The sequence below is a fragment of the Streptomyces sp. NPDC002520 genome (genome assembly GCF_053595235.1).
This window is the reverse complement of sequence record NZ_JBSFXG010000040.1, coordinates 1-24,700: the sequence shown is the minus strand read 5'-3', so window position 1 is coordinate 24,700 and position 24,700 is coordinate 1. Positions and strand designations below refer to the sequence as shown.

The following is a 24,700-nucleotide window of genomic DNA, read 5'->3' as shown; positions in this document are numbered from 1 at the left end:
GGCGGGGCTTACAGGTCGAGGACGAGGCGGGCGTCCGCGCTGCGTGAGACGCAGAGCATCATGGAATCGCCCGTGGCCCGCTCGTCGGGGGTGAGCAGGTCGTCGCGGTGGTCCGGGGTCCCGGAGAGGACTTTTGTTTCGCAGGTGCCGCAGATGCCCATCTCGCAGGAGGACGGCGCCGGTACCCCGGCGTCGCGCACCGCGTCGAGCACGCTACGCCCCGGGGGGACGACGACCTCGGTGCCGGACCGGGCGAGCACGACGGTGAAGGCGTCCCCGTCGGCCGTCGCCGGAGCGGCGGTGAACCGTTCGGTGTGCACCGGCCCGGGGTGCAGGTCGCGGACGGCGTCGAGCAGGCCGCCGGGACCGCAGGCGTACACCGTCGCCGCCGGGTGCGGTGCGAGGTAGCGGGCAAGATCGGGACGGCCCGCCTCGTCCTCGGGAACGAGGGTGACGTTCCGCGTGGGCAGTTCCCGGAGGAACGCCATCGTGGTGCGTGAGCGGCCGGCGTAGAGCATCCGCCAGGGACGGCCGAGCGCGGTGAGCCTGCGGACCATGGGCAGCAGCGGTGTGATGCCAATGCCGCCCGCGACCAGGATGTACTCGTCGGCGTCCTCGACCAGGGCGAACTGGTTGCGGGGCGGGGAGACCGCCAGCAGTGTCCCTGGGTGCAGTTCGTCGTGGACGCGCCGTGAGCCGCCCCGACCGTCCGGGACGCGCAGCACACCGATGCGGTACCGGGACAGGTCCGCGGGATCGGAGCACAGGGAGTACTGGCGTACGGTCCCCCCGGCGAGGTGGAGGTCGACGTGGGCGCCGGGCGTCCAGGCCGGCAGCGGGCCGCCGGCCGGGTCGACCAGGGTGAGGGCGACGACGCCCTCGGCGGCGTACTCCCTGGTGTGGACGCGCAACTCGCGCGGGGTGTCAGCGGATCGGGGCATGGTGGCGTTCCCCCGCGTCGTGCCGCGCCCCCGCCTCCACCAGGTCGGCGGTCCTGCGCATGAGCTCGTGGAAGGCGCGCCGGTAGTTGAGCGTGAACAGGTCCGCGGGAGCGGAGAACTCGGGCACCTCGGCGTCCCAGGGCACCTCGCGCGGTTCGATGTTCGCGGTGATCGGCAGGTCTTCGAGGTACACCATCTCCTCGACCCGCAGGCACTCCTCCAGGGACGCGCCCTTGAAGTCCCGCTCGTTGGCGACGCCCCAGAAGATCCGTACCTCCTCGTAGGAGATCGGGGAGGGGAAGCCTGCCACCACGCGCAGGCCGGCTGTGGCGTAGTGGTAGCTGATGGATGCGAAGCCCGGTGCGGTGCAGTGGTAGGCCATGAGGCAGTCGCCCTGTGCCGCCCAGTCGCCGGAGCCTGCGTCCAGCTGGTGGTTCATATGGACGTCGATGCCGTCGCGGCGCACCTGGAGCGGTTCGACGACCTCGGGCGTCGGCCCCATGGAGACCTGGTGCACGAAGGGGAAGTGGGCCACGTCCCGGAAGTTCTCGATCGCGACGGCGACCCCCGTACGGGACGGGAGAGGTTCGGCGGCGAGCCAGACCAGGTCCTGGTCGCGCCACTCTTCGGGGTCGTACAGCTCGGTGACCGGGTCTTCGAGGACCGTCCAGACGTGTCCGAACCGTTCGACGGCCGGGTAGGTGCGGATCGATGCCTTCGGGGGGATGCCTGACTGGTCGGCGAGCGAGGGGACGTAGGCGCAGTGGCCTTCGGCGCCGTCGAAGCGCCAGCCGTGGTAGGGACAGCCGATGGACCCGTCGGTGACGACGCCCTGGGACAGGTCGGCGCCCCGGTGGGGACAGCGCCGGGCGCTGACACGTGCCGTTCCGTCGGAGGAGCGCCAGACGACGAGCTTCTCGCCGAGGAGGGTCGCGGCCTGCGGTGTGGCGAGGTCGGTGGAGCGGGCGACGGGGAACCATGAGTGACGCATGGCCCGCTCGGCCTGGTCACGTTTGGTGGGGTTGGATGACACGGGAGTCCTCCTGGGGGTCAGATACCGACGACGAGCGCGCCGCCGTTGACGGGAATGGTCTGGCCGGTGATGAAACCGCCGGTGTCGGCGGCGAGGAAGGCCACCACCTCGGAGATCTCCGAGGGCTGGGCGAGCCGTCCGATGGGCACAGCCGCGACCTCGGCCTCGTAGTTGGAGTCAGGCACCATCCGGGTGGCCACGGCGCCCGGTGCCACGGCGTTGACCAAGATCCGCTCGCTCGCGAACTCCTGGGCGAGGGTCTTCATCAGGCCGAGCTGCGCGGCCTTGGAGACCATGTAGCCGTAGGAGTGGCCATCGGGGACCTGGCCCCATTGCGAGGAGACGAAGATGACGCGGGCGGCCTTACTGGTGCGCAAGTACGGCAGCGCGGCCCGGGTCAGATACAGCGGGGCGCGGACGTTCACCGCGAGGAGCCGCTCGAAGTCGGCGTCGTCGGTCTCGGCGAGGCCGGTCATGGAGAACATCAGCCCGGCGTTGTGCACCAGGATGTCCAGGCCGTCCAGCGCGTCGGCGGCGCGGGTGATCAGCTCCTCGGCCCGCTCACGGGAGGTGATGTCCGCGACGAAGGGCTCGGCCTTACCTCCGGCCTGCCGGACCTCGGCGACCGTTCGATGCAGTTCCTCCGCGTCGAGGTCGGCCAGGGCGACGGCCGCGCCGCGTGCGGCAAGGGCGAGGGCGTGGGTGCGACCCATGCCGCGCGCGGCACCGGTGATCAGGGCTCTGCGGCCGGCGAGGGAGCCGGTGGCGAGAGCGCTCATGCCTCGGCCCCGTGCTGCCCGGCCGCACCGGCGCGGTGCGGCTCCGTGACGTAGAGCATGTTGCCGTCGGGGTCGTAGAACGGCCGGTAGCGGTACCAGACGCCCGAGGGGTGCTTCCAGACGATCTCCTCATCGGTGACCCACTCGACGCGGCCGTCCAGTTCCGCGTACGCGATGTCGAGGTCGTCCACCTCGAACGCGAACGAGTCGAGTCCGGGCGCATTCTGCGCGTTGACCTCGGTGCGCCGCGGTGCGTGCTCGCCGGTCTCGGACTTGAACAGGTAGAGCGTCACGTTGCCCAGGTCGATCGCGGCCCACTCCTCCTCGGGCGCGTACGGCAGGTGGAAGCCGAGTCCCAGTACGCCGTGGTAGAAGTCCACGAGCCGTCCGACGTCGCGTGTGAGGATGTCCATGTTGTCGATGCGCTTCAGTTGAAGCATGTCTCGCTCCCAGGTTGTGCTGTCGTGCTCGGTCGGTCGCCGCGGGTGCGGCAGGGCGGGCCGGGGTGGATGTCCAGCCCGCGGGTGGTGAAGTCGATGCGGACGGCGGCCAGGGTCTGGAAGACGTCGCCGCGTCCGTGAGGGGCGTGCACGCACACGCCCCCGCTGTGATCGGCCAGCGTTGCCAGAGCCTCGCCCGCCGTGAGGTCCCGGCCGCGACCGTGCAGGGTCCGGCGGAGCACCTCGTAGCGCACGAGGGTGTCGGGGTCGGTGCGGGGCTCGGTGTCACCGTCCGCGCCGGGCCGGCTCAGGAAGTGATTGGTGTGCAGGAGCAGCCCGTCAGGATCGGGCAGAACGTGCCCGGGGCCCTCGGGCCAGAGCTCGGCGGCCACGGCGCTTCGTCCGGCCCGTCGCCCGCCGACCACGGTGATCGTGGTGGAGGCGGAGACCGGTGCCCCGCCGATGACGCGCAGAGCGTCGGTGACGGTGTCGGACTCGTCGAGCAGCCGGCGGGCGACCACGTGCACGGGTACGCCGTGCGCCCCGGTGTCGGCGCGGTGGTGGAGGATGTTGAACAGGCAGCCCACACCGCGATCGTTGACGCCGATCTTGCCCACGATCCCGTACTCGGTGAGGGTCGTGGTGCGCCGCCCGTCGGGGTGCCAGATCTCCCACTCCAGCCAACTCGCCGCGTGGCCCGCGTACCAGTCCCAGTTCTGCACGGCCACCGGCTCCTCGTCGCCGTCGCGCAGCGCGACGATCGTCGAGCACTCGCCCCCCGTGCGGGTGCTCGCGAGGATCTCGGTTCGGGCGTTGATCGCCGCGATCTCCTCGACGGGCAGGCCGGCGCCCTGGGCGATGCCCCGGATCTCGGCGGCGAGGTACGGGGCCCAGGTCTCGACGGCCAGCAGGGCACGGGTCCCCGCGGCGTGGCGATCCCGCACGCCTGCGCGTGCGAAGAGTTCCCGGTAGCCGTCGACGGTGCCGGCGACACGGTCGCGCCACGTCTCGCCGAACTCGATACCCCGCTCACGGGGGCCGGCCACGGCCGAGACGAACCGGGTGTGGCCGGCGCTGTTCACGGGCCCACCGCCGGAGCGGGGATGTCTGCCGTCGCGTCCGGTGGGGGCATCAGCGGGCGAACGTGCGCAGCGACCTCGGCAAGAGGCGCGGTCCAGGCATGGCCGTCATCGGCCACGGTCTCGACGAGCCGGGCGAATTCGGCGAAACGCTGCGGACGGCCGATCACCTCGGGGTGCATGGTGTAGCAGACGTGCCGCCGCTCGGCCCTGGCCCACTCGAACTCGGTGCTCCAGGAGGAGTACAGCTCTCCGGGGGCGGCCGTGTTGCCGCCGGTGTCGATGTTCCAGCCGTAACGCGGCCAGTCGTCCAGCGACCAGTGCACGGGCAGCTCAAGGACGGAACGGCCCTCATGCGTCTCGTAGTAGGGGCGGTCGTCGCCCATGCACGAGGAGTCGTAGCCGAAGCCGTACTCGATGAGCAGGCCGAACGTCTCCGGGGTCAGTTCCCACGACGTCGACCGGTACCCGGTCGGCACAGGCGCCCCGACCGCGGCGAGCGAGGTCAGGCCCTTCTCGATCTCTGCCCGCTGCTCCCCGGCGGACACCCTGTCGCTGCGCAGGTGCAGGTGGCCGTGATGGGCGACCTCGTGCCCGGCTGCCAGGATGTCCTCCACCAGCCGCGGATACAGCTCGGCAGTATGACCGGGCACGAAGAACGTGCCCCGCATGCCGTACTCGGCCAGCAGACGCAGGATGCGCGGCATGCCGCGGACGACTCCGTAGCGTCCTTCCGACAACGTGGTCAGCCGGCGTGCGTACGCCTCGCCCTCACCGAGCCAGCCGGCCTCGGCGTCGACGTCGAAGGTCAAGGAGACGGCTGCCTCGGCGCCGTCGGGCCAGGCGAGATCGAGCTCCGCAGGCGACGCCGCGGATAGGGCAGAGCGCGGAAGGGGCATGCTGACTCCTTGCGTATCCATACACGTCCTTCGCTACGCATTCGATCAGCAAACAAGGTGCTGTGATGCGCATTGCGTGATGATGAGACGGTAGGGCTCGCTACGCGTGAACGCAAGAGGTCTGCACTACGCAATGCGCAGATTCGCGGAGGCTCTGTGCGCAATGCAGTCGCAGGTGCCGCCGCGGGTCACGCAAAGCGTGACCGCGAGCGCGTTCGACCTCTAAGATCAGGCCATGACCGCCGAACTCGACGACCTGGACCGCGCGATCATCGCGGAGCTGGAGCAGGACGGGCGCCGGGCGTTCCGGGAAATCGCCCGGTCGCTCGACGTGTCAGAAGGCACGGTTCGCAGCCGGTACCGCCGCCTCGAGGACGCGGGCGTACTGAAGATCACCGCCTTCGCCGACCCCGGCCGCTTCGGCTCCGCCCGCCTGGCCCTGCTCTTCCTCAAGGTGGCACCCGAGCACCACAACAGTGTCGTTGACTTGCTGACTGCTTGCCCCGAGGTCAGCTACGTCTCGACGACCCTCGGCAGGGCCGATGTCTTCGCCCAGGTCCTGACCGCCGACGACGCCGAACTGTGGCGGTTCCTCCAAGAGCGGGTCCGGCCCTTGGAAGGTGTGATGGAAACGGAGTGCACCCTCGAAATCGCCGTACACAAACTGTGGTTCGACAAAAACGGTGTCCGCGGTAACGCCACTGCTGCGGATTGCGGCTGAGTGCCGCCCCGCCTTCACGTACGGAGCGCGGACTTCGGCGGCGATGCGTTCGGTGTCGGCCAGGGGCGCTGGGCCGGGGGCATGTCGGCGCCGTGGTCCTTCTCGAAGGCGCCCGCGCCCGGCAGGACGCGACGTGGAACAAGCAACAGTGCGCCAACCAGCTCTGGTCCTCGCCCTCGTGGAGCAGCTCCGACAGGGCGGGCCGCGCCAGGACGCCTGACCGCCGGAGCACGGTCGAGGGCAAGGCATGGAGGGGCACTGCGATAGGCACGAGCCCCCCAACCCTGGTCCACTGTGGTCAGATCCGTGTAAGGGGATTCCAGTACTTCTGCAACTCTCGCATGCCCCGGGGTCGGGTACGGATCCTGACCGACGATCAGGACCCGTACCCCGTTGAAGGGTTGCTGGAAGACGCGCAGGACGTTCTGCCCCGCCGGCCTCAGGCGATCACCGCCGCCCGCACGCACAGCACGTCCGGCAGGTGTGCGGACAACTGCTGCCAGCTGTCGCCGTCGTCGGCCGAGGCGAACACCTCGCCGTTGCGGTTGCCGAAGTAGACCCCGGCCGGATCCGCGTCGTCCGTGCACAGCGCGTCGCGCAGCACGGTGCCGTAATGGTCGTCCTCCGGCAGCCCCTTGGACAGAGGCTCCCAGTGCGCGCCCGCGTCGGTCGTGCGGTAGACCCGGCAGCGGTGGCCGGCGGGAACCCGGTCGCTGTCCGCGTTGATCGGGAAGACGTAGGCCGTGTCGCCCCGGTGCGGATGCGCGGCCACCGCGAAGCCGAACGTGGACGGCAGGCCCTCGCCGATGTCGGTCCAGTGCGCGCCCGCGTCGTCGCTGCGGTACACGCCCCAGTGGTTCTGCAGGTACAGCCGGTCCGGGTTCACCGCGTCCCGCGTCACCTTGTGCACGCACTGGCCGAACTCGGGGTTCGGTTCCGGCAGGAACACCGCGGAGACGCCGGAGTTGGACGGGGTCCAGCTCACCCCGCCGTCCGCGGTGCGGAACACCCCGGCCGTGGAGACGGCCACGGTCACCGCCCGCGGGTCGCGTGCGTCGGTGAGCACCGTGTGCATGCCCTCACCGCCGCCGCCCGGCACCCACCGGGAGCGGGTCGGGTGCTCCCACAGCGGACGCACCAGCTCGAAGCTCTCCCCGCGGTCCTCCGAGCGGTACAGCGCGGCCGGTTCCGTGCCCGCGTACACCACGTCCGGCTCGGCGGCGGCCGGGTGCAGCTGCCAGACCCGCTCCAGCGAAGCGCCGGTGTCCTTGGGGAACTTGACGGCGGGCCGGGCCGGCTCGGTCCAGGTGCGGCCCAGGTCGTCGGAGTGGAACACCGACGGGCCCCAGTGCGCGCTGTCGCCGCCCGCCAGCAGGCGCGGTGTGCCGCTCCGGGTGTCGATCGCGACCGAATAGACGGCCTGCGCGTTGAAGTGGGGAGCCTCGTCGAACTCCCAGATCCCACCGCGCCGTCGCGCGAGAAAAAGGCCCTTGCGGGTGCCTACCGCCAGCAGAACCTCGGTCATGCCGATCACCTCCGGGACGTCGTCGTCCAGGTAGTCGTCAGATATCGGCCAGTCTGCACCCCACCACTGACAGTCACCCCGAGAGCCGGTGTCGTCGCAGGTCACAGAGGTGTCCTCGGCCTGTCGCGGAGATCGGCCGGGTCCGTTCCCGGATGCGCCTGCGCGCAAGGGGTCTCTCGTGCGACCGTCGGACGGAGGCTCGGCGTGAGCAGCGGGGCGGACTCGCCCGTACGGAAGGGCGGTCCGGCTCGTCGGTGCGCTCGTGAGGAGGATGCCTTTGAAGGCGTTCCGTGGTCCGAAGGTGTGGCTGTGGCGCTGGCGGCGCAACCCGCTCAAGCGCCGGGCCGATGTGGTGGAGGCCTGGGTCGTGCTCGCCGCCTGGCTGTTGGCCGCCCTGGTCGGCCTGGCCGCCGGCCTCGGGGCGGCCCGGTCGGTGGAGCGCGGACTGGCCACGGAACGCGCCACCTGGCGTCCCACCGTCGCCCGCGTCGTCGGCCACGCACCCGGCGGACCCGCCGCGAGGATCTCGGTCGCCGAGCGGGTGTGGGCCAAGGTCCGCTGGACCCTGCCCGACGGCTCGGCCCGCACCGGTGAGGCGCGCGTCCCGCTGGGCAGCAGAGCCGGCACCCCGGTCACCGTGTGGACCGACCCCCAAGGCCACCTTGTCACCCGCCCCGCCGCCGCCTCCGAGGCCGGCTTCCGTGCCGCCCTCATCGGCGGCCTGGTCGGCGTCAGCGCGGGCGTCGTCCCCTTCATCGGCGGGCTCGTTGTGCGCGGACGCCTGGAACGACGGCGCCTGGACCACTGGGACGCGGAATGGGCCCGGTTCGGGCCGCAGTGGGGCAGCACGATCGGCTGAGGACAGGACCGCGGCAACCGGGCTCGGGGTCGTGGCCTCCGGGTTCTGGTCTGCGGGTGCCGGTCTCTGAGTTCTGGCCTCCGGACTCCGGGTTCTCGCCTCCGGCCGCCGGTCTCTGGGTTCCGGACTCCCGGTTCTCGCCTCCGGGTTCCGGCCTCGGGGCCTCCGGGGTCCGTACGGCTCTGTCCGTACGGACCCGCGCGCCCCGCACAGCGGGCCGGCCGCACGGGGCGCCGGCCGCCGAGGGATCAGCTCCGGTCGGGCAGGGCCCGCTCCAGGATCGCGTCCAGGTCGGTTCCGGCGGGCAGCGTGCCGAACGCGTGCCCCCAGTCGCCGCCCAGCCGGGTCGCGCAGAAGGCGTCCGCGACCGCGTGCGGGGCGTGCCGGACCAGGAGTGAGGCCTGCAGGGCGAGCGCCATCCGCTCGACCAGCCGGCGGGCACCCACCTGGTCGGTCTCGGCCAGCTGAACCTTCAACCCGGCCACGGCCGTGTCCAGCCGCGCGTCGGCCCCGCGCGCGAGCGCGAGTTCCGCGAACAGGGCGTCGGCGGTCTCCGCGTCACGACCCAGCGCGCGCAGCACGTCGAGCGCGTTGACGTTCCCCGAGCCCTCCCAGATCGACAGCAGCGGAGCCTCCCGGTAGTGGCGGGGCATCCCGGACTCCTCCACGTACCCGTTGCCGCCCAGACACTCCAGGGCCTCGGCGGTGAACGCCGGGCCCCGCTTGGTCACCCAGTACTTGCCGACGGCGGTGGCGATGCGCCGGAAGGCCCGCTCCCCGGCGTCCCCGCGCACCGCCCGGTCCGCGGCCCCGGCCAGCCGGAGCGTCAGCGTCGTCGCCGCCTCCGACTCCAGGGCCAGGTCGGCCAGGACGTTGCGCATGAGCGGCTGGTCGAACAGCCGGGCGCCGAACGCGCTGCGGTGGCGCGCGTGGTGGCCCGCCTCGACCAGCGTCTTGCGCATCAGGGTCGCCGAGGACATCACGCAGTCCAGCCGGGTGCAGTTGACCATCTCGATGATCGTCTTCACGCCCCGCCCCTCGGGGCCGACGAGCCAGGCCACCGTCTGGTCGAACTCCGGCTCGGAGGAGGCGTTGGAGCGGTTGCCGAGCTTGTCCTTGAGCCGCTGGATACGGAAGGTGTTGCGGCTGCCGTCCGGAAGAACGCGCGGCACCAGGAAGCACGAGAGGCCGCCCGGCGCCTGGGCCAGCACCAGGAAGACGTCGCACATGGGCGCCGAGGTGAACCACTTGTGCCCGCGCAGGGTGTACACGCCGGGCTCGCCGGTCGGCGTGGCCACGGTGGTGTTCGTCCGTACGTCGGAGCCGCCCTGCTTCTCGGTCATGCCCATCCCGGCGAGCAGGCCGGGCTTCTCGGTGGGGACGCGCAGCTCGGGGTCGTACACGCGGCTGGTGAGCAGCGGTTCGTAGACCTTGGCGAGGTCCGGCGTGGCGCGCAGGGCGGGTACGGCGGCGTACGTCATCGACGTCGGACAGCCGTGTCCGGCCTCCGTGTGCCCCCATACCAGCCCGCCCGCGGTACGGACCACGTGCGCGCCGGGCCGGTCGTCCGCCCACGGGGCGCCGGCCAGGCCCTCGGCGACCGCGGTCCGCATCAGGTGGTGCCAGCTGGGATGGAACTCGACCTCGTCGACACGGTGGCCGTAGCGGTCGTGGGTGCGCAGCTCCGGCTCGTGCCGGTTGGCCAGCTCACCCCACTCCTGGGCCTCCTCCCCGCCCGCGCGGAGCCCGAGCCGCCGGATGTCGTCCTCGGCCCGGCCGGCGCCCTCCCGGCGCAGCCCCTCCAGCAGGGCCCGGTCGTCGGAGGCGTCGTAGGGGGCCAGGGGCGGGGGCTGGTTGGTGACGTCGTGGGTGGCGTGCCGCGGCTGCGCCGACTGTGCGGGTATCGAGACCATACGGCCATGTTGCACTGTCCGTGCGACTGTAGCAATGATGCAACAAGGAGGCGCACGTACAGTACGTGCCCATGCACATGAACCACTCGGCCGAACCCGACGAGGCCGCGGCCGGACTGCGCCCGCTGTCCGCGCGGTCGGTCGTCCTGAGCCTGCTGCTCGGCGCGCATCCGCCGCAGCTGCCGGTCAAGGACCTGGTCCGGCTGGTGGAGCCCTTCGGCGTGGGCGGCTCCACACTGCGGGCCGCGCTGAGCCGGATGGTGGCGGCCGGCGACCTCCGGCGCACGGACGCCGTCTACGGACTCAGCGACCGGCTGCTGGCCCGCCAGCACCGCCAGGACGAGGCCGTGCACCCGAGTACGCGCGCGTGGGACGGCGACTGGGAGATGGTCGTGATCACGGTGACGGGCCGCGGCCCCGCCGAACGCGCCGACCTGCGCAACCGATTGACCGGCCTGCGCCTCGCCGAACTCCGCGAGGGCGTGTGGCTGCGCCCGGCCAACCTCGGCCGGCCACTGCCGGACGAACTGCGGTGCGTGGCCCAGTCGTACACCGCCCGCCCCGACGGCTCCCCGCGCGACCTCGTCGCCCGCCTGTGGCCGCTGGACGCCTGGGCGGCCACCGCCCGGACCCTGCTCACCCGCGCGGCCGGCTCCCACCACCCCGCCGACCGCCTCACCTCCTTCGCCGCGGCCGTCCGTCACCTCCTCACCGACCCGGTCCTGCCCGCCGTCCTCCTGCCCCCCGACTGGCCCGGCGAGGCGCTGCGGACGGAGTACGCCGACTACCAGGCGGAGCTGGCCGCATCCGTGGGGTTGCGGGTAAGCGAGGGCTGACCGCGCACCGCGCCAACGTCGTCACGTCGGCCGCACGACGCCGACCGAGCCACGTCGGCCGCACGACGCCGACCGAGCCACGTCGGCCGCACGACGCCGACCGAGCCACGTCGAGCGCACGACACCTACCGTGCCAAGCGGACCCCGCTACGCCGACCGCGCCGCTCCCAGCAGGGCGTCCCAGTTCGCCAGCTTGACCACGTTGCGTCCCAGTCGGGCGCCCAACTCGGCCTCGGCGCGCTCGATCGCCAGCCACCCCTGCCACGGCACCGGCTCGCTCCCGGCCGCCCGCAGGGCCGGGAGCGGGTCCTCCGGTACCTGTTGGGACACGAGCACGGGCGCGTCCGCGAGCAGTGAGGTCACCGTCTCCTTGGCGCACGGCCGGTTGGTGCCGATGACGCCGGTCGGGCCGCGCTTGATCCAGCCGGCGACGTACTCGCCGGGGGAGGCCGCGCCGTCACGCACGATCCGGCCCTCCAGGTGCGGCACCGTGCCGCGCGTCGCGTCGAACGGCAGCCCCTCCAGCGGCACTCCGCGATAGCCCACCGAGCGCAGCACCAACTGCGCCGGCACGTCCTCGAACCGGCCGGTGCCCGTCACACCGCCGTGCCCGTCCGGTGCCGTCCGCTCGAAGCGCACACCGGCCACCCGCCCGTCCTGCTCCAGCACTTCCACCGGACGAAGGAAGAACCGCATATGGATCCGACGGTCCGTGTCCCGGCGGGGCGCGGCCGCCCAGTCGCGCAGCACCTCCGCGTTGCGGCGCTGCACCGCGGGCAGCGCGGACAGGTCGGCGAAGTCCGGATCGAGCGCCAACTCCCTTGGATCGACGGTGACTTCGGTGCCGGGAAGGCCGCCCAGCTCGCGCAGCTCCTTGGTGGTGAAGCGGGCCTGCGTGGGGCCGCGCCGGCCCACCATGTGGACGTCGGTGACCCCGCTGGCCGCCAGCGCGTCCAGGGCGCCCTGAGGCATGTCCGTCGGGCGCAGCTCGCCAACGCCGCGGACCAGCATCCGCGTGACGTCGACGGCCACATTGCCCAGCCCTATGACCACCGCGGACCGCACTCCGCGCAGGAAACCCTCGTCGACCGCGTCCGGATGCGCGCTGTACCAGGACACGAACTCCGTCGCCGACCAGCTGCCCGTCAGGTGCTCGCCGGGGATGCCGAGCCGGCGGTCGGTGGCGGCGCCCACGCAGTACACGACCGCGTGGTACAGCTCCCGGAGCCGCTTCACGGGAATCCCGCGTGGCCCGCCCACCGCGAGCCCGCCCAGGAAGCGCACCCGGTCGTGCTCCAGCACGGTCCGCAGGTTGTTCTGCAGGGACTTGATCTTCTCGTGGTCCGGGGCCACGCCGTAGCGCACCAGGCCGTACGGGCAGGGCAGCCGGTCCAGGACGTCGACCTGCACGTCGGGATCCCGCTGGACCAGGTTCTGCGCGGTGTAGCACCCGCTCGGCCCGGAGCCGACGACGGCGACACGCAGCACGGCGGTACTCCTCACCCCGGGGCCATCCGGAGAATGTGCCTGACGGCTCCAGCATGGCACCGGCCGGCCCGCCGCGGCAGTGACCGGCCGCCGACACGGGCGCGTGTCCGCCCTGATGGGGGGTGATCGCGCGGTTACGCCGCGGATCGAGGAGCCGCTGTTCGAGAGGTGCCCGGCGCGGTCACCTTGTCCGCCCGCCGGTCCGCCCGCCGGTCCGCTCCTGGGCCTGCGCCTCGGTCCGCTCCTGGACCCGCTCCTCGGTGGCGAAGAACCGCGACAGATCCTGGTCCCGCTGCTGCGCCTCGGCGTCCGTGTCGTTCTTCGGCGGCATGCCCATGTCCCGGTCGAGCCCGTACCGCTCGAACAGCTCCGAGCGCAGTACCGGGACGGGCATCGGAATTCCCGGCATCAGCGCCGCGTACACCGCTCCCATCAGGAGTGACCGCAGCATCGGATAGTCGCCCGTCACGTTCTGGGAGCCGTAACGGGCGACGGTGTCACCGAGCAGTTCCGCGAGCCGTCGCTGTTCCGGGCACTGCACGAAGCCCTCGGCCTGGAGCAGCCCCGCCATGTGCTGCCGCATCAGCACCGGCTGGTCCCTGGCAAGGCCCAGGATCGCGTCGATGGCCCGCGCGAGCCGCTCCCGGCCGTCCTCGGTGTGCGGCTCCCGCTCCAGTGCCTCCTCCAGCGTGCGGTGCATCAGCCGGTGCACGGCGGACTGCACCAATTGGCGCTTGCCGGGGAAGTAGTACGACACCAGCCCGCGCGCAGAACCGGCGCGGTCCGCGATGGCGCCCAGTGTGGTGGCCTCGAATCCGCGCTCCCCGACGAGTTCGAGCGCCGCCTGCAGCAGCCGCTCCCGGGAACGTCGTCGCAACTCTTCATTGACCGAGGCGCTCCGCGGGGACATTCTTGAACTCCTGCGTTGACTGGCTGTCAGCCAACTATACTCAGCGCGTCAGGCACCGCTGTGCGCGGGGGCCTGCTCAGGGCTGCCGTCCGTCTGGGGCGACGCGGGGGATCGTCTCAGGCGGGCGGCTTGGGGAAACCCGCGAGGGAGAGCCGTTTCGCGGGCATGCGCGCCCGACCACGGCGACCGGGACGGCGCGCGCCCGACCACGGCGACCGGGACGGTCGGTGCCCCGAGGGGGCGGCCGCCGTCGCGCCCCCGAGAGTCATCGGCAGGACGCGGCACAGCAGCACGCAGGCCGCGCCTGGGCCTCGCCGGGGCGTTCCGGCATCACATCGTCAGGAGCATCGCGACCATCCCGATCCCCATCGAGAGCCGGCACGCCCGTGCCAGTTCCGGACGGTCGCCCCAGCGCGGTGCGCCCGTGCCGCCCGCCGCCCCCGTGGTCCCGGCCGTCCCCGTGGTACCCGTCGCCGCCACGCCGCCCGTCGCCGCGGCGGGCACCAGGCGGGCGCCGGACAGCAGTACGTAGCCGGTGAAGTAGACCAGCAGAGCGCCGGTCACCAGCGGTACACCGGTCCCGGAGTGCGCGTGATGGTGCGAGGCGGGGGAGACGGCCATGGCGAGGGCCATGTAGACCATCGCCGAGGTCCCGATCAGATGGTGCAGATGATGGCCGCCGGCCCGCGCCGTCCACAGCGCGCGCAGCGCCGCGGCGCCGAACACGGCGGCGTACACGGGCCACGCCCAGCGCGGCGGCGCGAACACCGCGGGGGGTACGGCCATCGCGGCCATGCCGAAGCCCATGAGCGCCTCGCCGCCCGCGGCGCGGCGCTGCTCCTCGACACCACTGCGCATCCGCAGCAGACAGTAGGCGCCAGTCGCTGCGCACAGCGCGACCAGCAGCCATGCCGCCGCAACCGGTCCGTGCACGCTCACCACCCCCCGCTCAACGGTCGGTCGACAGATGCGATGCCCACGGCACGCGGCGCGCACGCGAGCGCAAGGATGTACACGGGGAGCATTCGCCGGAGCGCAGTCGGTGAGCAGGGAGGGTACCGACACGTCCAGAGTGTTTTACGAGTAAAACACATGCTAAATTGATGGGTATGAGTAGGACGACCCCCCATCGGCTTCCCCTCGTCGGGGTGCTCCGCCTCGGCCGGCCCTCCGACATCTGGTTCAAGCCCGCGCTCAGCGCCGTCGTCGCGGCCGCCCCGCCCAACCTGATGCTGCTGGCCCTCGGACGCCTCGATCTGGTCATGTACACGATGGCGGGGTCCCTGTGCGCGCTCTACGCCCACAACCGGCCCTACGCCGCACGGGCCCGCACCCTCGCCAGGGTGGTGCTCGGCATGGTCGGCGGCCTGGCCGTCGCCCTGGTCACGGCGTCGCTCACCTCCGACACCGTCGTGCTGGTCACCGTCGGCGCCCTCATGGCGGCGGTGCAGAAGGCCGTGTGCGACGCCACCCGCATCGGCCCGCCCGCACACGTGGTGCTCGCCTTCATCAGTTCCGCCTCGCTGTTCGCGCCGCAGACCCTGGGCCAGGTGCCCGGTCATGTCGGTCTGGCCCTGGCGGCGGGTGCCTGGGCGTGGCTGGTCGGGATGGCGCCCGGACTGCTGCGTCCGCACGGTCCCGAGCGCCGCGCCACCGCCCAGGCCCTGAACGCGGCCGCCGCGTACGCGGAGACGCGCGGGACCGGCGACGGCCATGACCGGGCCCGCGCCGCCACGGCCGCCGCCGTGCACACCGCCTGGCAGTACCTGCTCGCCGCCGGCACCCGTCCCGGCAGCCCTCGTCCCGGCGGTTCACGACCTGAGCGCACCGGTCCCGACAGCGACCGCCCCCGCCACTCTCGTCCCGGTCGTGCTCGTCCCGGTCGTCCTCGGCCGGACCGCGGCCGCCCCGATCACACCCGGCGCGCCCTTGAACGGCTCCTCGTCCGCGCCGAGGTCGCCCTCGCCGCCCCCGCCGACACCGATCCCGGGCGACTGCGCGCCTGGGCCCGCGCACTGCGCGGCACCGGCCCCGTCCCGGAGGCCGGCTCCCCGCGGGACACGTCCGACGAACTGCTCGGCGTGGACGTGGAACTCGCTCTCCCGCGCCGCCCGTCGCGCAGCCGTCTCGCCCCACTGGTCCCCATCGCCGTCCGCACCGCGATCGGCTGCGCCCTCGCCGGATACGTCTCCCTGGCCCTCGGCGTCGGCCGCCCCTACTGGGCCCTCGTCACGGCGGCCTCCCTGTACCAGGCCAACGTCACCCTCACCTGGAGCCGGGGCGTCCAGCGCGTCGTCGGCAACCTTCTCGGTGTCCTCGTCTTCGCCGCGGCCGTCCCGCTGGCCCATCTGCATCCGGCCGCCTTGGTGCTGTGCTGCCTCGCCTTCAACTTCGGCGCCGAGGCGCTGATCGGCCGCAACTACTGGCTGGGCAGCGTCTGCGTCACGCCGATGGCCCTGCTCATCACCGAGTTCGCCCGCACCCAGGACCCCGGCCGGCTGATCACCGAGCGGGTCGCGGACGCCCTGATCGGCGCGCTGGTCGGCTTCGTCGCGGCCGTCGTCGTCACCAACCGGCGCGCCGGCGACCGTATCGGACACGCCCTGACCGCGGTCGAGCGTGCCCGCGAACACGCCGCACGACTCCTTGCCGAGCCCCGTCCGGCACCCCGCGCCCTGGACACCGCCCGCCGTGCCCTCGCCGCCGCTCTGGTCGACCTGCGGGCCACGGCCGACGCCGCGTCCGGCGAGTGGTGGCAGCGCGCCCTGCCCACGGAGCGGGTCGTCCTCGCCGAACAGGCCGGACACCGTACGCTCACCGCGACGGTACGACGCCAGGGCCTCGCACCCCTGGCGCAGGACACGGGCAGGACGACGGAGGACACACGGCCATGACGGCGACGAACGGGCGGCCGGGAGCCGGGGCCGGGGGCGACGCGGCGGAGGGCGCAACGGGGGAACGGCCGGGGGACGGGGGCGTCGAACCCGCCGACGGGTTGACGGCCGGACAGGCCGCCGGTGCCGGGGCCGAGAACGCCGAGAACGCCGAGAACAAGGAGCCGACGGCGGCCGGGCAGTCCGGCGCGCACGGCGACACCGTCGCCGCCGTGGTCCGGCAATGGCGGGCCGTGCACCCTGGTCTTGACACCGGACCCATGGAGGTCATCGGGCGCATCAACCGCTGCGCCGCCCTCCTCCAGCAGGCCGAGGACGCCCCGCTGCGCCGGGCCGGCCTCAGCCGCCCGGAGTTCGACCTGCTCGGCGCGCTGCGCCGGACCGGCCACGAGCTGACCCCGGGGGAGCTGGCCCGGGAGACCTTCTCCTCCGGAGCCGCCGTCACCAAGCGGCTCAAGCATTTGACCGAACGCGGACTGGTCGAGCGACGCGGGGACGCCCGCGACCGCCGCGTCGCCCACCTGCGCCTCACCGACGCGGGTCGCGACCTCGTGGACGGCATCCTCCCGGAGCAGCTCGCCTACGAGACCGCGGTGCTGTCCACGCTCGAACCCGAGGGCCAGGGCGAACTGGCCGCCCTGCTCGGGGGCCTGCTCAGTGGGCTGGAAGGCCGGATGAGCACCCTGCGCGCGTGAGGTCAGCCCTCCTCGTTCTCCTGGTAGACGCCGAACGCCGCACCCTGCGGGTCCCGCAGCACGGCGATGCGCCGGACGTCCCCCACCGGCGTGGCGGCCACCACGACGGCGCCACCCGCTCGCTCGGCGGCCTCCGCCGTCGCGTCCAGGTCCTCCACCGCGAAGTACGGCATCCAGTGCGCAGGCACCTCGGGCGGGAACCGGTCGCCCATGTCGGCCATCCCGCCGAAGTCCTCCCCGTTCAGGCCCCACTGCGTGTACCACTTCGAGGCGTTGACGCTCCAGCCGAAGACCGTGGGGTAGAAGTCCCGGGCCCGGTCGGTGTCCCGGGTCGCCAGCTCCACCCAGCCGAGCGTGCCGGGCGCGTTGAACAGCCCCGCACCCGGGAAGGCGCGCGCCTGCCACAGCTGGAAGGCGGCGCCGGTCGGATCCAGGGCCACCACGAAGCGGCCCACGTCGAAGACGTCCATCGGGCCGAGGAGCACCGTGCCGCCGGCCTCCGTCACCCGCCGTGCCGCGTCGTCGGCGTCCGCCACCGCGAACGACACGTTCCAGGCGACCGGTTGGGACTCCTGGTACAGCGGGCTGAGGGCGGCGACCGCCGCGTCCCCGACGTGCGCCATCGTGTAGCCGCCCGCTTCCGGCCGCGGGTCCGTCTCCGGCCGCCAGCCGAACAGGTCGGCGTAGAACCGCTTGGCCCCCTCCAGGTCGCTGGTGCCCAGCTCGGTCCAGCACGGTCCGCCGAGCACGGGCTTGTCGAACTTCATAACGGTTCCTTCCGGATGCGGCGACGCGGGCAGGGGGCCTCCGCGCGGGAGGCGGAACCCTCTGCGCACGCTAGTCGCGCCCACTGACAGCGGCCATCCGGAAGGCCCGTCAGATGCCGGGCCGGTAGCGCAGCGGATGGTCGTCCGGGACCTCCACCAGCACGATCGGGATGCCGTCCGGGTCGGAGATCCACATCTCGACGAGTCCCCACGGCTCCTTGACCGGCTCCCGCACGATCTCGACACCCCTGCCCCGCAGCTCCTCGTGCGCGGCGGCCACGTCCTCGACCTGCAGCCACAGCCGCACCGCGGGCGACGGCGGGGCGTCGGACCGGCCGGAGACCTCCAGGAAGCCGCCGCCGAGGAAGTAGACGGTCCCGCGCTCCGGGCCCGTACCGAACTCGCGGTAGACGGCGAGGCCCAGCCGCTCCCCGTAGAAGGCGCGGGAGCGCTCGGGGTCCGTGGGGCGCAGCAGTGTCCGGCTGCCGAGTACGTGCACCATGCGTCCGGAGCCTAGTGGCACAGTTACCCTCGACCCTGGCTCAGCCGCGCCCGAGATCGGAGATCAGCCCCATGGACAGCACCGCCACCGGCACGACCTTCCGGGACGCCACCGACGCCGACGTGGACGCCCTCGTCGCGCTGGTCGAGTCCGCGTACCGGGGAGACTCCAGCCGGGCCGGGTGGACCACCGAGGCGGACATCCTGGAGGGGCAGCGCACCGACCCGGAGGGCGTGCTCGCGGTCATCAAGTCGCCGGACAGCAGGCTGCTGACCGTCGAGCAGGACGGCCGGATCGTCGCCTGCTGTCAGCTCGAACACCGCGGCGACCACGCCTACTTCGGCATGTTCGCGGTCAGCCCCGCCCTCCAGGGCGCCGGCCTCGGCAAGACGGTGATGGCGGAGGCGGAGCGGCAGGCCAGGGAAGCCTGGGGGGTCACCGAGATGCACATGACGGTGATCTCGGTCCGCGACGACCTGATCGCCTGGTACGAGCGCCGCGGCTATCGCCGTACGGGCAGGATGACGCCGTTCCCGTACGGCGACGAGCGCTTCGGTGTCCCGCAGCGCGACGACCTGCAGTTCGAGCTGCTGGTCAAGCCGCTGGTGTGAGTTTCGCGGCCTGATGCCCTGCGCGCGGGCCCGCGCGCAGGGGCAGGCACGTACTCACGCGGTGAAGCGGCCGGTGCGTTTGATCTCCGGGTAGTCGGTCGTCGCGCCGTCCAGCTGGAGGGCGCGGACCAGTCGCAGATGGTCCTGCGTGTTGACCACCCAGCCGATGATCTTGAGATCGGCGGCGCGCGCGTGCTCGACGACCTCGACGGTCACCCGGCGGATGTTGAGACAGAGGGTCGTGGCGCCCACCGCGGTGGCGCGCTCCACCACGTCGGTGCCGGTGGGGGTCCCCCCGCTTGAGCCCGTCCGGAAGTGGGGGAGGCTCGCGATCAGGGCCGTGCGCACGCCCGGCACCAGCCGGGCGATCTCGGCGAGCGCCTCGTCGTGGAACGAGGACACCTCCACCCGCGAGACCAGGTCCCGGCGGTGCATGACCTCGGCGAGCGCCCGCGCCGCCGCCACATCCTTGATCTCCGCCTGCAGCGGGGCGCGCACCGCGTCCAGGACCTCTTCGAACACCGGCACCCGCTCCCCGCGACCCGCGTCCAGGGTGCGCAGCTCGGCGAGGGTCTTCTCGGCGATCGGCCCGGTGCCGTCGGTCGTGCGGTCCACCTCCGCGTCGTGCATGACGACCAGGGCGCCGTCCTTGCTCAGGTGCAGATCGAGTTCGATCAGGTCGAGGCCGGCCTGCTGCGCGGCGGCGAAGGAACGAAGGGTGTTCTCGGGTTCGACACCCATGACCCCGCGGTGACCGATGGTAAGGAAGTTCAAGGTTCAACTCGCTTCCGTCGACGGCGGCTCGGCGCACGCGGACCCGACGGGCGTCGTCGTCCGCGCGGCAGGGTCGCAGCCTAATGGCCGCGTCCCGGGATGAACCCGCACCTGCGCCGGGGATCGCCGCGCGGCGCGCCCGGCACCTGGCTCCTGCCCGCCCCGCCGTCACCCTGGCGTGGGCGAGTCCTGCCGTCATTGACCGGCCGGATCTGATCGCTGCGTTCTCTGCGGGCGTGACCCCCATGTCCGCGACGGAAGTGAGCGCCATCACGGTTTGCCGCAGGAAAAATGTCGGTGACCATGCGGCGCGACAGAATAATTTCCCGACCCCCCTCTTGCTGCGTGAAACGGGGTATGCATACGGTGTCCTTACGCGAGGTTCTCCCGTGGAGGATGGGACATGACGGAAATTCTTGTGCAGGCGGCTATGGAGGAGAAGGTTCCTTCGCTGACCAGGGTGGTTGAGCACCCGGCCTGGCCGGTGCTCAAGAGTGCCGTGGAACAGATTCGGCCATGGCAGTCCAAGGACGGATCGATCGACTTCACGGCCGAGGGTGCCCCGGAGCGGTCCGAGGCCGAGGACGCGGTTCGCCGTGTCGTCGACTCGGTCGAGCGGCTCTCCCCGCTGCTGCCGCACGACGCCGCCTACCACGAGGCTCTCGCGCAGGACCTGCGCCGCTGGGCCGAGGGCGGCTTCGAGGTGCCGGACTTCCTGGACTCCCTGCTGGCCTTCCAGCCCGCGGCGGGCCGCGCGGACGGCCTGCAGCATCTGGTCGTCTTCGCCATGTACACGCAGAACGGCAACCCGGACCGCAACCTCGAGGCGGTCGTGCTGCGCATGGTGTGGCCGGAGTGGCTGGCCGAGCTGGAGCGCACCCGCTACGACAACCCGCTGTTCTGCGGCATCACCTTCGAGGACTTCACGGCCGGCTACGACACCAACTCGGCCGTCCTCTTCCCGGAGACCATTGCCGTGCGCGAGGCGCCGGAACGCTTCTCGTGGGGCGGCATCTTCTGCGACCGCGAGGCCGCCCGCTTCCGCCGGGTCACCGACGCGGCCGTCGAGATCCTGGGCCTTCAGCTGCCCGAGGACATCGCCGCGATGGTCGACGACCAGAAGCGCTGCGAAGAGGCCTTCGTGCTCTGGGACATGGTCCACGACCGCACCCACAGCCACGGCGACCTGCCGTTCGACCCGTTCATGATCAAGCAGCGCCAGCCGTTCTGGATGTACGGCCTGGAGGAGCTGCGCTGCGACCTCACCGCCTTCAAGGAGGCCGTGAAGCTCCAGGCGGACGGCGTCCCGCAGGCCCGTGACGTCCAGTACGCGGTGCTCTTCGACCGCATGTTCCGCTTCCCGCTCACCGGTGACCGCGTGCGCAACTACGACGGCGTCGGCGGCCAGCTGCTCTTCGCCTACCTGCACAAGCACGACGTCATCCGCTGGACGGACAACAAGCTCTCCATCGACTGGGAGCGCGCCCCGCAGGTCACCAACCAGCTGTGCGCCGAGATCGAGAAGCTGTACCGGGACGGCATCGACCGCCCCAAGCTGGTGCACTGGTTCGCGGGCTACGAGCTGGTCTCCACCTACCTCGCCCCGCACCCGGGCTCCAAGTGGGCCAAGGGTCCCGACGCCCTGGACCTGACCCAGCCGCCGCGCAAGCTCGTGGACGACGTGCTTCCGGACGAGTTTCCGCTCAGCATGTTCTTTGAGGCCCTGTCCAAAAGGCTGAAGAATGTGATCGCCTCCACCAAGGGCATCACGGCGGACGGCGCCGAGCGGCTCGCCGCGTGAGCGACCGCGTCCAGAACACTGCTGATCAAGAGGGGAACAACATGGGGAACGGGGTTCTCAGTGGTGCGGTCGTCGCGGTCGCCGGAGCGGGCGGACCCGCCGGACGCGCGACCCTGATCCGGCTCGCCGAGGCGGGCGCGACCGTCGTCGGCGCGGACAACGACCCCGGCCGCCTCGCGGAGGCCGTGGACGCGGCCCGCTACGCCAACGGTGGCGCCACGGTCACGGGCGAGACGGTGGACCTGCTCGACCTCGGTTCGACCCGCGCCTGGGCCGAGCACATCGAGAAGGAGCACGGCCGCGTCGACGGTCTGATCCACCTGGTCGGCGGCTGGCGCGGCAGCGCGCACTTCGGCGAGACCGACCTCGCCGACTGGGACCTGCTGGAGAAGCTGCTCATCCGCACCGTCCAGCACACCTCGCTGGCCTTCTACGACGGCCTGCAGCGCAGCGGCAACGGCCGCTTCCTGCTGATCAGCGCCGCCGGTGCGACCAAGCCCACCGCGGGCAACGCCGCGTACTCCGCGGCCAAGGCCGCCGCCGAGGCCTGGACGCTGGCCATGGCCGACGGCCTGCGCAAGGAGGGGGGCGAGGAGGGGCCGCGCGCGGCTGCTGCCATCCTGGTGGTGAAGGCGCTGGTGCACGACGCGATGCGCGCCGAACGCCCCAACGCGAAGTTCGCGGGCTTCACGGACGTCAAGGACCTGGCCGAGGCCGTCGTAGGCGTCTGGAGCGAGCCCGCCGCCGAAGTGAACGGAAACCGTCTGTGGCTGACCGAGAAGCCGTGAACCCTCCCAAGACCGACGCGCGTCGCCACCACGACCCGCAGGTCCGCGGTTTCGCCAGCGACAACTACGCCGGGGCGCATCCAGAGGTGATGGCCGCCCTGGCCCTGGCCAACGGCGGCCATCAGGTGGCGTACGGCGAGGACGACTACACCGAGAACCTCCAGGGGATCATCCGCGGCCACTTCGGATCGACCGCGGAGGCCTTCCCGGTCTTCAACGGCACCGGCGCGAACGTCGTCGCGCTCCAGGCGGTCACCGACCGCTGGGGCGCGGTGATCTGTGCCGAGAGCGCCCACATCAACGTGGACGAGGGCGGCGCCCCCGAGCGGATGGGCGGCCTCAAGCTGCTCACCGTGCCCACGCCCGACGGCAAGCTCACGCCCGAGCTGATCGACCGGCAGGCCTGGGGCTTCGACGACGAGCACCGTGCCATGCCCCAGGTCGTGTCGATCACCCAGTCCACGGAACTGGGCACGCTCTACACGCCCGAGGAGATCCGCGCGATCTGCGAGCACGCCCACGCGCACGGCATGAGGGTGCACCTGGACGGCTCCCGGATCGCCAACGCCGCCGCCTCCCTGAACGTCCCCATGCGGACGTTCACCAACGCGGTCGGCGTCGACATCCTCTCGCTGGGCGGGACGAAGAACGGCGCGATCTTCGGCGAGGCCGTCGTGGTCATCAACCAGGACGCGGTGCGGCAGATGAAGCACCTGCGCAAGATGTCCATGCAGCTTGCCTCCAAGATGCGCTTCGTCTCCGTGCAGTTGGAGGCGCTGCTCGCCAAGGACCTGTGGCTGCGTAACGCCCGGCACGCCAACGAGATGGCGCAGCGGCTGGCCGAGGGCGTCCGCGCCGTGCACGGCGTGGAGATCCTCTACCCGGTGCAGGCGAACGGCGTCTTCGCCAAGCTCCCCCACGAGGTGAGCGAGCGGCTGCAGAAGAAGTTCCGGTTCTACTTCTGGGACGAGGCGGCCGGCGTCGTGCGCTGGATGTGCGCCTTCGACACCACCGAGGACGACGTCGACTCGTTCGTGGCGGCGGTCAAGGAGGAGATGGCCCGCTAGCCTCCGGTTGCGCATAGGTATGCGGCTATTCGAAAAATCATTGACGCTCGGGTGGCCGCATTCCTATGCTCTGCGGACATGGAGCTGATCCAGGAAAACGCCGACCTGTCCGCCTACTTGGCCGCTGACGAGGTCATCGACCATCACCATCCCACGGTCCGCGAAACGGCCGCCCGCCTGACGGAGAGGGCGGCCGACTCGTATGAATATGCACGTGTCGCGTACGAGTTCGTGCGCGACACCGTCCCGCACTCGCAGGACTCCGGCGATCTCCGCGTCACCTGGCGCGCCTCCGACGTCCTCACGCTGCGCACCGGCATCTGCTACGCCAAGGCCCACGCCCTCGCCGCACTGCTGCGCGCCGAGGACATCCCCACCGCCCTGTGCTACCAGCGTCTGTCCGACGACGAGGGCGGCCTCGTCGTCCACGGCCTGGTCGCCGTGCGCTTCGACGGCGCCTGGCACCGGCAGGATCCGCGCGGCAACAAACCGGGCGTCGACGCCCGGTTCTCCCTCGACGGAGAGCGACTGGCCTGGATTCCCGACCCCGCGTCCGGTGAGCTGGACCATCCGATCCTGTACGCCGCACCGCATCCGCTCGTCCTCGACGCCCTGAAGGCGGCACCGGACCGCCCGTACCTCTGGAAGACCCTCCCCACCGCACTCTGAACCGGGACCGCGCCCCCTCCCGGCGCCCACCCCGCCTGGCCGTCGCTCCGTCGCACTCGCTAATCTCCCGGCCATGAGCGACGGGGGAGCAGTGGACGACGGGACGATCGCGCGCGACGAGGCGGCTGGGGAACGGGGACCGGCGATGCCGAAGCTGTCGGTGAACCCAGGCAGGCCCTCGGCCAGCGGCAGTTGGCGGGCGAACCCGGTCTGCGGGAAGGTGTACCAGAACTCGGTGTCCTGGTCGTCCCGCCGGGTGTAGGAGTTCATGCGGACCACCAGCATGTGATCGCCGTGGCCCTCGAAGCGCAGACCGGACCTACCCGGCGCCGCACTCCACGTCCCGCGCCCAGGCGACGCAGGGCACCCTCCCCCACCAGACCCACGGGTCCGGCGGGCAAGCGTCCGGAGGGACACGCACCAACGGGCCGGACCCAGCTGCCCCGCGCAGCCCACCGGCACCAGGGCGTGACGACGATCAGCACCCCCACCACCCGCCGACACCGGCCACGCGGAGCGGCACTGGGCGCAGGATTCCACCTCCACGCCCACGCCACCCCACCCAGGTGGGAAACGATCCAACCGATCCCGTATCCTGCGGACTACACAGGATCACTTAGAGCGTGCGCGGATAGGCGGGTGTGAGGGGCTGGATGCAGGTGCAGGCACGGGCCTGCGCGATCATGTGAGTTCCTACGCTCCGTGACCG

25 protein-coding genes and 1 pseudogene are annotated in these 24,700 nt (G+C 72.0%); 11 read left to right on the top strand and 15 right to left on the bottom strand.

All coding sequences use genetic code 11. From position 1 onward, the window contains the following. Window positions 1-8: 8 nt before the first annotated feature. Genes ACWD5D_RS36845 through ACWD5D_RS36820 form a run of 6 tightly spaced genes read right to left on the bottom strand, consistent with a single transcriptional unit; the run spans window position 9 to window position 5,171 of the window. The gene (locus tag ACWD5D_RS36845) at window positions 9-941 is read right to left on the bottom strand and encodes a PDR/VanB family oxidoreductase (protein WP_451377160.1); all 933 of its coding nucleotides are present in this window, start codon (window positions 939-941) and stop codon (window positions 9-11) included. Next, complete coding sequence (locus ACWD5D_RS36840) at window positions 925-1,974, bottom strand: Rieske 2Fe-2S domain-containing protein (protein WP_451377159.1); 1,050 nt, start codon at window positions 1,972-1,974, stop codon at window positions 925-927. The genes ACWD5D_RS36845 and ACWD5D_RS36840 overlap by 17 nt, the downstream gene beginning before the upstream one ends. A 17-nt stretch (window positions 1,975-1,991) precedes the next feature. Beyond that, window positions 1,992-2,753, bottom strand: coding sequence for an SDR family NAD(P)-dependent oxidoreductase (locus ACWD5D_RS36835; protein WP_451377158.1), 762 nt, complete (start codon window positions 2,751-2,753; stop codon window positions 1,992-1,994). Then, entirely contained in the window at window positions 2,750-3,193 is a 444-nt protein-coding gene (locus tag ACWD5D_RS36830) for a VOC family protein (protein WP_451377157.1), read from the bottom strand. Before ACWD5D_RS36830 ends, ACWD5D_RS36835 begins: the two co-directional genes overlap by 4 nt. Next, on the bottom strand, window positions 3,181-4,275 hold the full coding sequence (locus tag ACWD5D_RS36825) for a C45 family autoproteolytic acyltransferase/hydolase (RefSeq protein WP_451377156.1): 1,095 nt from the start codon (window positions 4,273-4,275) through the stop codon (window positions 3,181-3,183). Before ACWD5D_RS36825 ends, ACWD5D_RS36830 begins: the two co-directional genes overlap by 13 nt. Further along, window positions 4,272-5,171: a polysaccharide deacetylase family protein gene (locus tag ACWD5D_RS36820; protein WP_451377155.1), complete on the bottom strand. Its 900-nt coding sequence runs from the start codon at window positions 5,169-5,171 to the stop codon at window positions 4,272-4,274. The genes ACWD5D_RS36825 and ACWD5D_RS36820 overlap by 4 nt, the downstream gene beginning before the upstream one ends. A 235-nt stretch (window positions 5,172-5,406) precedes the next feature. Here ACWD5D_RS36820 and ACWD5D_RS36815 point away from each other — a divergent pair, with 235 nt between their 5' ends. Continuing rightward, window positions 5,407-5,892 (top strand): Lrp/AsnC family transcriptional regulator, encoded by a 486-nt coding sequence (locus ACWD5D_RS36815; protein ID WP_451377154.1) that lies wholly within the window; start codon window positions 5,407-5,409, stop codon window positions 5,890-5,892. 338 nt (window positions 5,893-6,230) lie between these two features. Here the strand turns inward: ACWD5D_RS36815 and ACWD5D_RS36810 are convergent. Together ACWD5D_RS36810 and ACWD5D_RS36805 are read right to left on the bottom strand one after the other, a co-directional pair. Continuing rightward, window positions 6,231-6,329 (bottom strand): annotated as a pseudogene (locus ACWD5D_RS36810) (uracil-DNA glycosylase); the annotation flags it as partial. Window positions 6,330-6,331: 2 nt separating this feature from the next. Beyond that, window positions 6,332-7,417 (bottom strand): WD40/YVTN/BNR-like repeat-containing protein, encoded by a 1,086-nt coding sequence (locus ACWD5D_RS36805; RefSeq protein WP_451377153.1) that lies wholly within the window; start codon window positions 7,415-7,417, stop codon window positions 6,332-6,334. Window positions 7,418-7,694: 277 nt separating this feature from the next. Here ACWD5D_RS36805 and ACWD5D_RS36800 point away from each other — a divergent pair, with 277 nt between their 5' ends. Next, window positions 7,695-8,276, top strand: coding sequence for an Rv1733c family protein (locus tag ACWD5D_RS36800; RefSeq protein ID WP_451377152.1), 582 nt, complete (start codon window positions 7,695-7,697; stop codon window positions 8,274-8,276). Between the two features lie 248 nt (window positions 8,277-8,524). On the opposite strand, the gene ACWD5D_RS36795 is transcribed toward ACWD5D_RS36800, so the two are convergent. After that, on the bottom strand, window positions 8,525-10,189 hold the full coding sequence (locus ACWD5D_RS36795) for a DNA alkylation response protein (protein ID WP_451377151.1): 1,665 nt from the start codon (window positions 10,187-10,189) through the stop codon (window positions 8,525-8,527). Window positions 10,190-10,260: 71 nt separating this feature from the next. Between ACWD5D_RS36795 and ACWD5D_RS36790 the strand changes: the two genes are divergently transcribed. Then, window positions 10,261-11,025 carry a PaaX family transcriptional regulator C-terminal domain-containing protein gene (locus ACWD5D_RS36790; RefSeq protein WP_451377150.1) on the top strand — a complete coding sequence of 255 codons (765 nt, stop codon included), beginning with the start codon at window positions 10,261-10,263 and terminating at the stop codon, window positions 11,023-11,025. Between the two features lie 147 nt (window positions 11,026-11,172). Here the strand turns inward: ACWD5D_RS36790 and ACWD5D_RS36785 are convergent, their stop codons facing one another. From ACWD5D_RS36785 to ACWD5D_RS36775, 3 genes are all read right to left on the bottom strand, one after another. Further along, on the bottom strand, window positions 11,173-12,513 hold the full coding sequence (locus ACWD5D_RS36785) for an FAD-dependent oxidoreductase (RefSeq protein ID WP_451377149.1): 1,341 nt from the start codon (window positions 12,511-12,513) through the stop codon (window positions 11,173-11,175). A gap of 181 nt (window positions 12,514-12,694) precedes the next feature. Beyond that, on the bottom strand, window positions 12,695-13,423 hold the full coding sequence (locus ACWD5D_RS36780) for a TetR/AcrR family transcriptional regulator (protein ID WP_451377148.1): 729 nt from the start codon (window positions 13,421-13,423) through the stop codon (window positions 12,695-12,697). A gap of 330 nt (window positions 13,424-13,753) precedes the next feature. Beyond that, on the bottom strand, window positions 13,754-14,356 hold the full coding sequence (locus tag ACWD5D_RS36775) for a DUF5134 domain-containing protein (RefSeq protein WP_451377147.1): 603 nt from the start codon (window positions 14,354-14,356) through the stop codon (window positions 13,754-13,756). A gap of 176 nt (window positions 14,357-14,532) precedes the next feature. Here ACWD5D_RS36775 and ACWD5D_RS36770 point away from each other — a divergent pair, with 176 nt between their 5' ends. After that, complete coding sequence (locus ACWD5D_RS36770) at window positions 14,533-16,317, top strand: FUSC family protein (protein ID WP_451377146.1); 1,785 nt, start codon at window positions 14,533-14,535, stop codon at window positions 16,315-16,317. Continuing rightward, window positions 16,314-17,012 (top strand): MarR family winged helix-turn-helix transcriptional regulator, encoded by a 699-nt coding sequence (locus tag ACWD5D_RS36765; protein WP_451377145.1) that lies wholly within the window; start codon window positions 16,314-16,316, stop codon window positions 17,010-17,012. Before ACWD5D_RS36770 ends, ACWD5D_RS36765 begins: the two co-directional genes overlap by 4 nt. Before the next feature lie 2 nt (window positions 17,013-17,014). Here the strand turns inward: ACWD5D_RS36765 and ACWD5D_RS36760 are convergent, their stop codons facing one another. Further along, on the bottom strand, window positions 17,015-17,779 hold the full coding sequence (locus tag ACWD5D_RS36760) for a VOC family protein (RefSeq protein ID WP_451377144.1): 765 nt from the start codon (window positions 17,777-17,779) through the stop codon (window positions 17,015-17,017). Window positions 17,780-17,888: 109 nt separating this feature from the next. Continuing rightward, on the bottom strand, window positions 17,889-18,281 hold the full coding sequence (locus ACWD5D_RS36755; RefSeq protein ID WP_451377143.1) for a VOC family protein: 393 nt from the start codon (window positions 18,279-18,281) through the stop codon (window positions 17,889-17,891). Window positions 18,282-18,352: 71 nt separating this feature from the next. Between ACWD5D_RS36755 and ACWD5D_RS36750 the strand changes: the two genes are divergently transcribed. Continuing rightward, window positions 18,353-18,892 carry a GNAT family N-acetyltransferase gene (locus tag ACWD5D_RS36750; protein WP_451377142.1) on the top strand — a complete coding sequence of 180 codons (540 nt, stop codon included), beginning with the start codon at window positions 18,353-18,355 and terminating at the stop codon, window positions 18,890-18,892. Between the two features lie 54 nt (window positions 18,893-18,946). Here the strand turns inward: ACWD5D_RS36750 and ACWD5D_RS36745 are convergent, their stop codons facing one another. Further along, the gene (locus ACWD5D_RS36745; RefSeq protein ID WP_451377141.1) at window positions 18,947-19,666 is read right to left on the bottom strand and encodes a glycerophosphodiester phosphodiesterase; all 720 of its coding nucleotides are present in this window, start codon (window positions 19,664-19,666) and stop codon (window positions 18,947-18,949) included. A gap of 403 nt (window positions 19,667-20,069) precedes the next feature. Between ACWD5D_RS36745 and ACWD5D_RS36740 the strand changes: the two genes are divergently transcribed. From ACWD5D_RS36740 to ACWD5D_RS36720, 5 genes are all read left to right on the top strand, one after another. After that, window positions 20,070-21,467 (top strand): DUF6421 family protein, encoded by a 1,398-nt coding sequence (locus tag ACWD5D_RS36740; RefSeq protein WP_451377140.1) that lies wholly within the window; start codon window positions 20,070-20,072, stop codon window positions 21,465-21,467. 41 nt (window positions 21,468-21,508) lie between these two features. Next, window positions 21,509-22,255, top strand: a complete 747-nt coding sequence (locus tag ACWD5D_RS36735) for an SDR family NAD(P)-dependent oxidoreductase (RefSeq protein WP_451377139.1) — start codon at window positions 21,509-21,511, stop codon at window positions 22,253-22,255. Then, window positions 22,252-23,322: a threonine aldolase family protein gene (locus ACWD5D_RS36730; protein ID WP_451377138.1), complete on the top strand. Its 1,071-nt coding sequence runs from the start codon at window positions 22,252-22,254 to the stop codon at window positions 23,320-23,322. The genes ACWD5D_RS36735 and ACWD5D_RS36730 overlap by 4 nt, the downstream gene beginning before the upstream one ends. 78 nt (window positions 23,323-23,400) lie before the next feature. Next, on the top strand, window positions 23,401-23,991 hold the full coding sequence (locus tag ACWD5D_RS36725) for a transglutaminase domain-containing protein (protein WP_451377137.1): 591 nt from the start codon (window positions 23,401-23,403) through the stop codon (window positions 23,989-23,991). Window positions 23,992-24,064: 73 nt separating this feature from the next. Next, window positions 24,065-24,253, top strand: coding sequence for a hypothetical protein (locus ACWD5D_RS36720; RefSeq protein ID WP_451377136.1), 189 nt, complete (start codon window positions 24,065-24,067; stop codon window positions 24,251-24,253). Window positions 24,254-24,700: the final 447 nt, after the last annotated feature.

What these genes read in the sequence shown, in the direction of transcription:
- ACWD5D_RS36845 (WP_451377160.1), bottom strand. Translation starts at nt 941, where the DNA reads ATGCCCCGATCCGCTGACACCCCGCGCGAGTTGCGCGTCCACACCAGG.
- ACWD5D_RS36835 (WP_451377158.1), bottom strand. Translation starts at nt 2,753, where the DNA reads ATGAGCGCTCTCGCCACCGGCTCCCTCGCCGGCCGCAGAGCCCTGATC.
- ACWD5D_RS36830 (WP_451377157.1), bottom strand. Translation starts at nt 3,193, where the DNA reads ATGCTTCAACTGAAGCGCATCGACAACATGGACATCCTCACACGCGAC.
- ACWD5D_RS36820 (WP_451377155.1), bottom strand. Translation starts at nt 5,171, where the DNA reads ATGCCCCTTCCGCGCTCTGCCCTATCCGCGGCGTCGCCTGCGGAGCTC.
- ACWD5D_RS36815 (WP_451377154.1), top strand. Translation starts at nt 5,407, where the DNA reads ATGACCGCCGAACTCGACGACCTGGACCGCGCGATCATCGCGGAGCTG.
- ACWD5D_RS36805 (WP_451377153.1), bottom strand. Translation starts at nt 7,417, where the DNA reads ATGACCGAGGTTCTGCTGGCGGTAGGCACCCGCAAGGGCCTTTTTCTC.
- ACWD5D_RS36795 (WP_451377151.1), bottom strand. Translation starts at nt 10,189, where the DNA reads ATGGTCTCGATACCCGCACAGTCGGCGCAGCCGCGGCACGCCACCCAC.
- ACWD5D_RS36790 (WP_451377150.1), top strand. Translation starts at nt 10,261, where the DNA reads ATGCACATGAACCACTCGGCCGAACCCGACGAGGCCGCGGCCGGACTG.
- ACWD5D_RS36780 (WP_451377148.1), bottom strand. Translation starts at nt 13,423, where the DNA reads ATGTCCCCGCGGAGCGCCTCGGTCAATGAAGAGTTGCGACGACGTTCC.
- ACWD5D_RS36770 (WP_451377146.1), top strand. Translation starts at nt 14,533, where the DNA reads ATGAGTAGGACGACCCCCCATCGGCTTCCCCTCGTCGGGGTGCTCCGC.
- ACWD5D_RS36765 (WP_451377145.1), top strand. Translation starts at nt 16,314, where the DNA reads ATGACGGCGACGAACGGGCGGCCGGGAGCCGGGGCCGGGGGCGACGCG.
- ACWD5D_RS36760 (WP_451377144.1), bottom strand. Translation starts at nt 17,779, where the DNA reads ATGAAGTTCGACAAGCCCGTGCTCGGCGGACCGTGCTGGACCGAGCTG.
- ACWD5D_RS36755 (WP_451377143.1), bottom strand. Translation starts at nt 18,281, where the DNA reads ATGGTGCACGTACTCGGCAGCCGGACACTGCTGCGCCCCACGGACCCC.
- ACWD5D_RS36750 (WP_451377142.1), top strand. Translation starts at nt 18,353, where the DNA reads ATGGACAGCACCGCCACCGGCACGACCTTCCGGGACGCCACCGACGCC.
- ACWD5D_RS36740 (WP_451377140.1), top strand. Translation starts at nt 20,070, where the DNA reads ATGACGGAAATTCTTGTGCAGGCGGCTATGGAGGAGAAGGTTCCTTCG.
- ACWD5D_RS36735 (WP_451377139.1), top strand. Translation starts at nt 21,509, where the DNA reads ATGGGGAACGGGGTTCTCAGTGGTGCGGTCGTCGCGGTCGCCGGAGCG.
- ACWD5D_RS36725 (WP_451377137.1), top strand. Translation starts at nt 23,401, where the DNA reads ATGGAGCTGATCCAGGAAAACGCCGACCTGTCCGCCTACTTGGCCGCT.
- ACWD5D_RS36720 (WP_451377136.1), top strand. Translation starts at nt 24,065, where the DNA reads ATGAGCGACGGGGGAGCAGTGGACGACGGGACGATCGCGCGCGACGAG.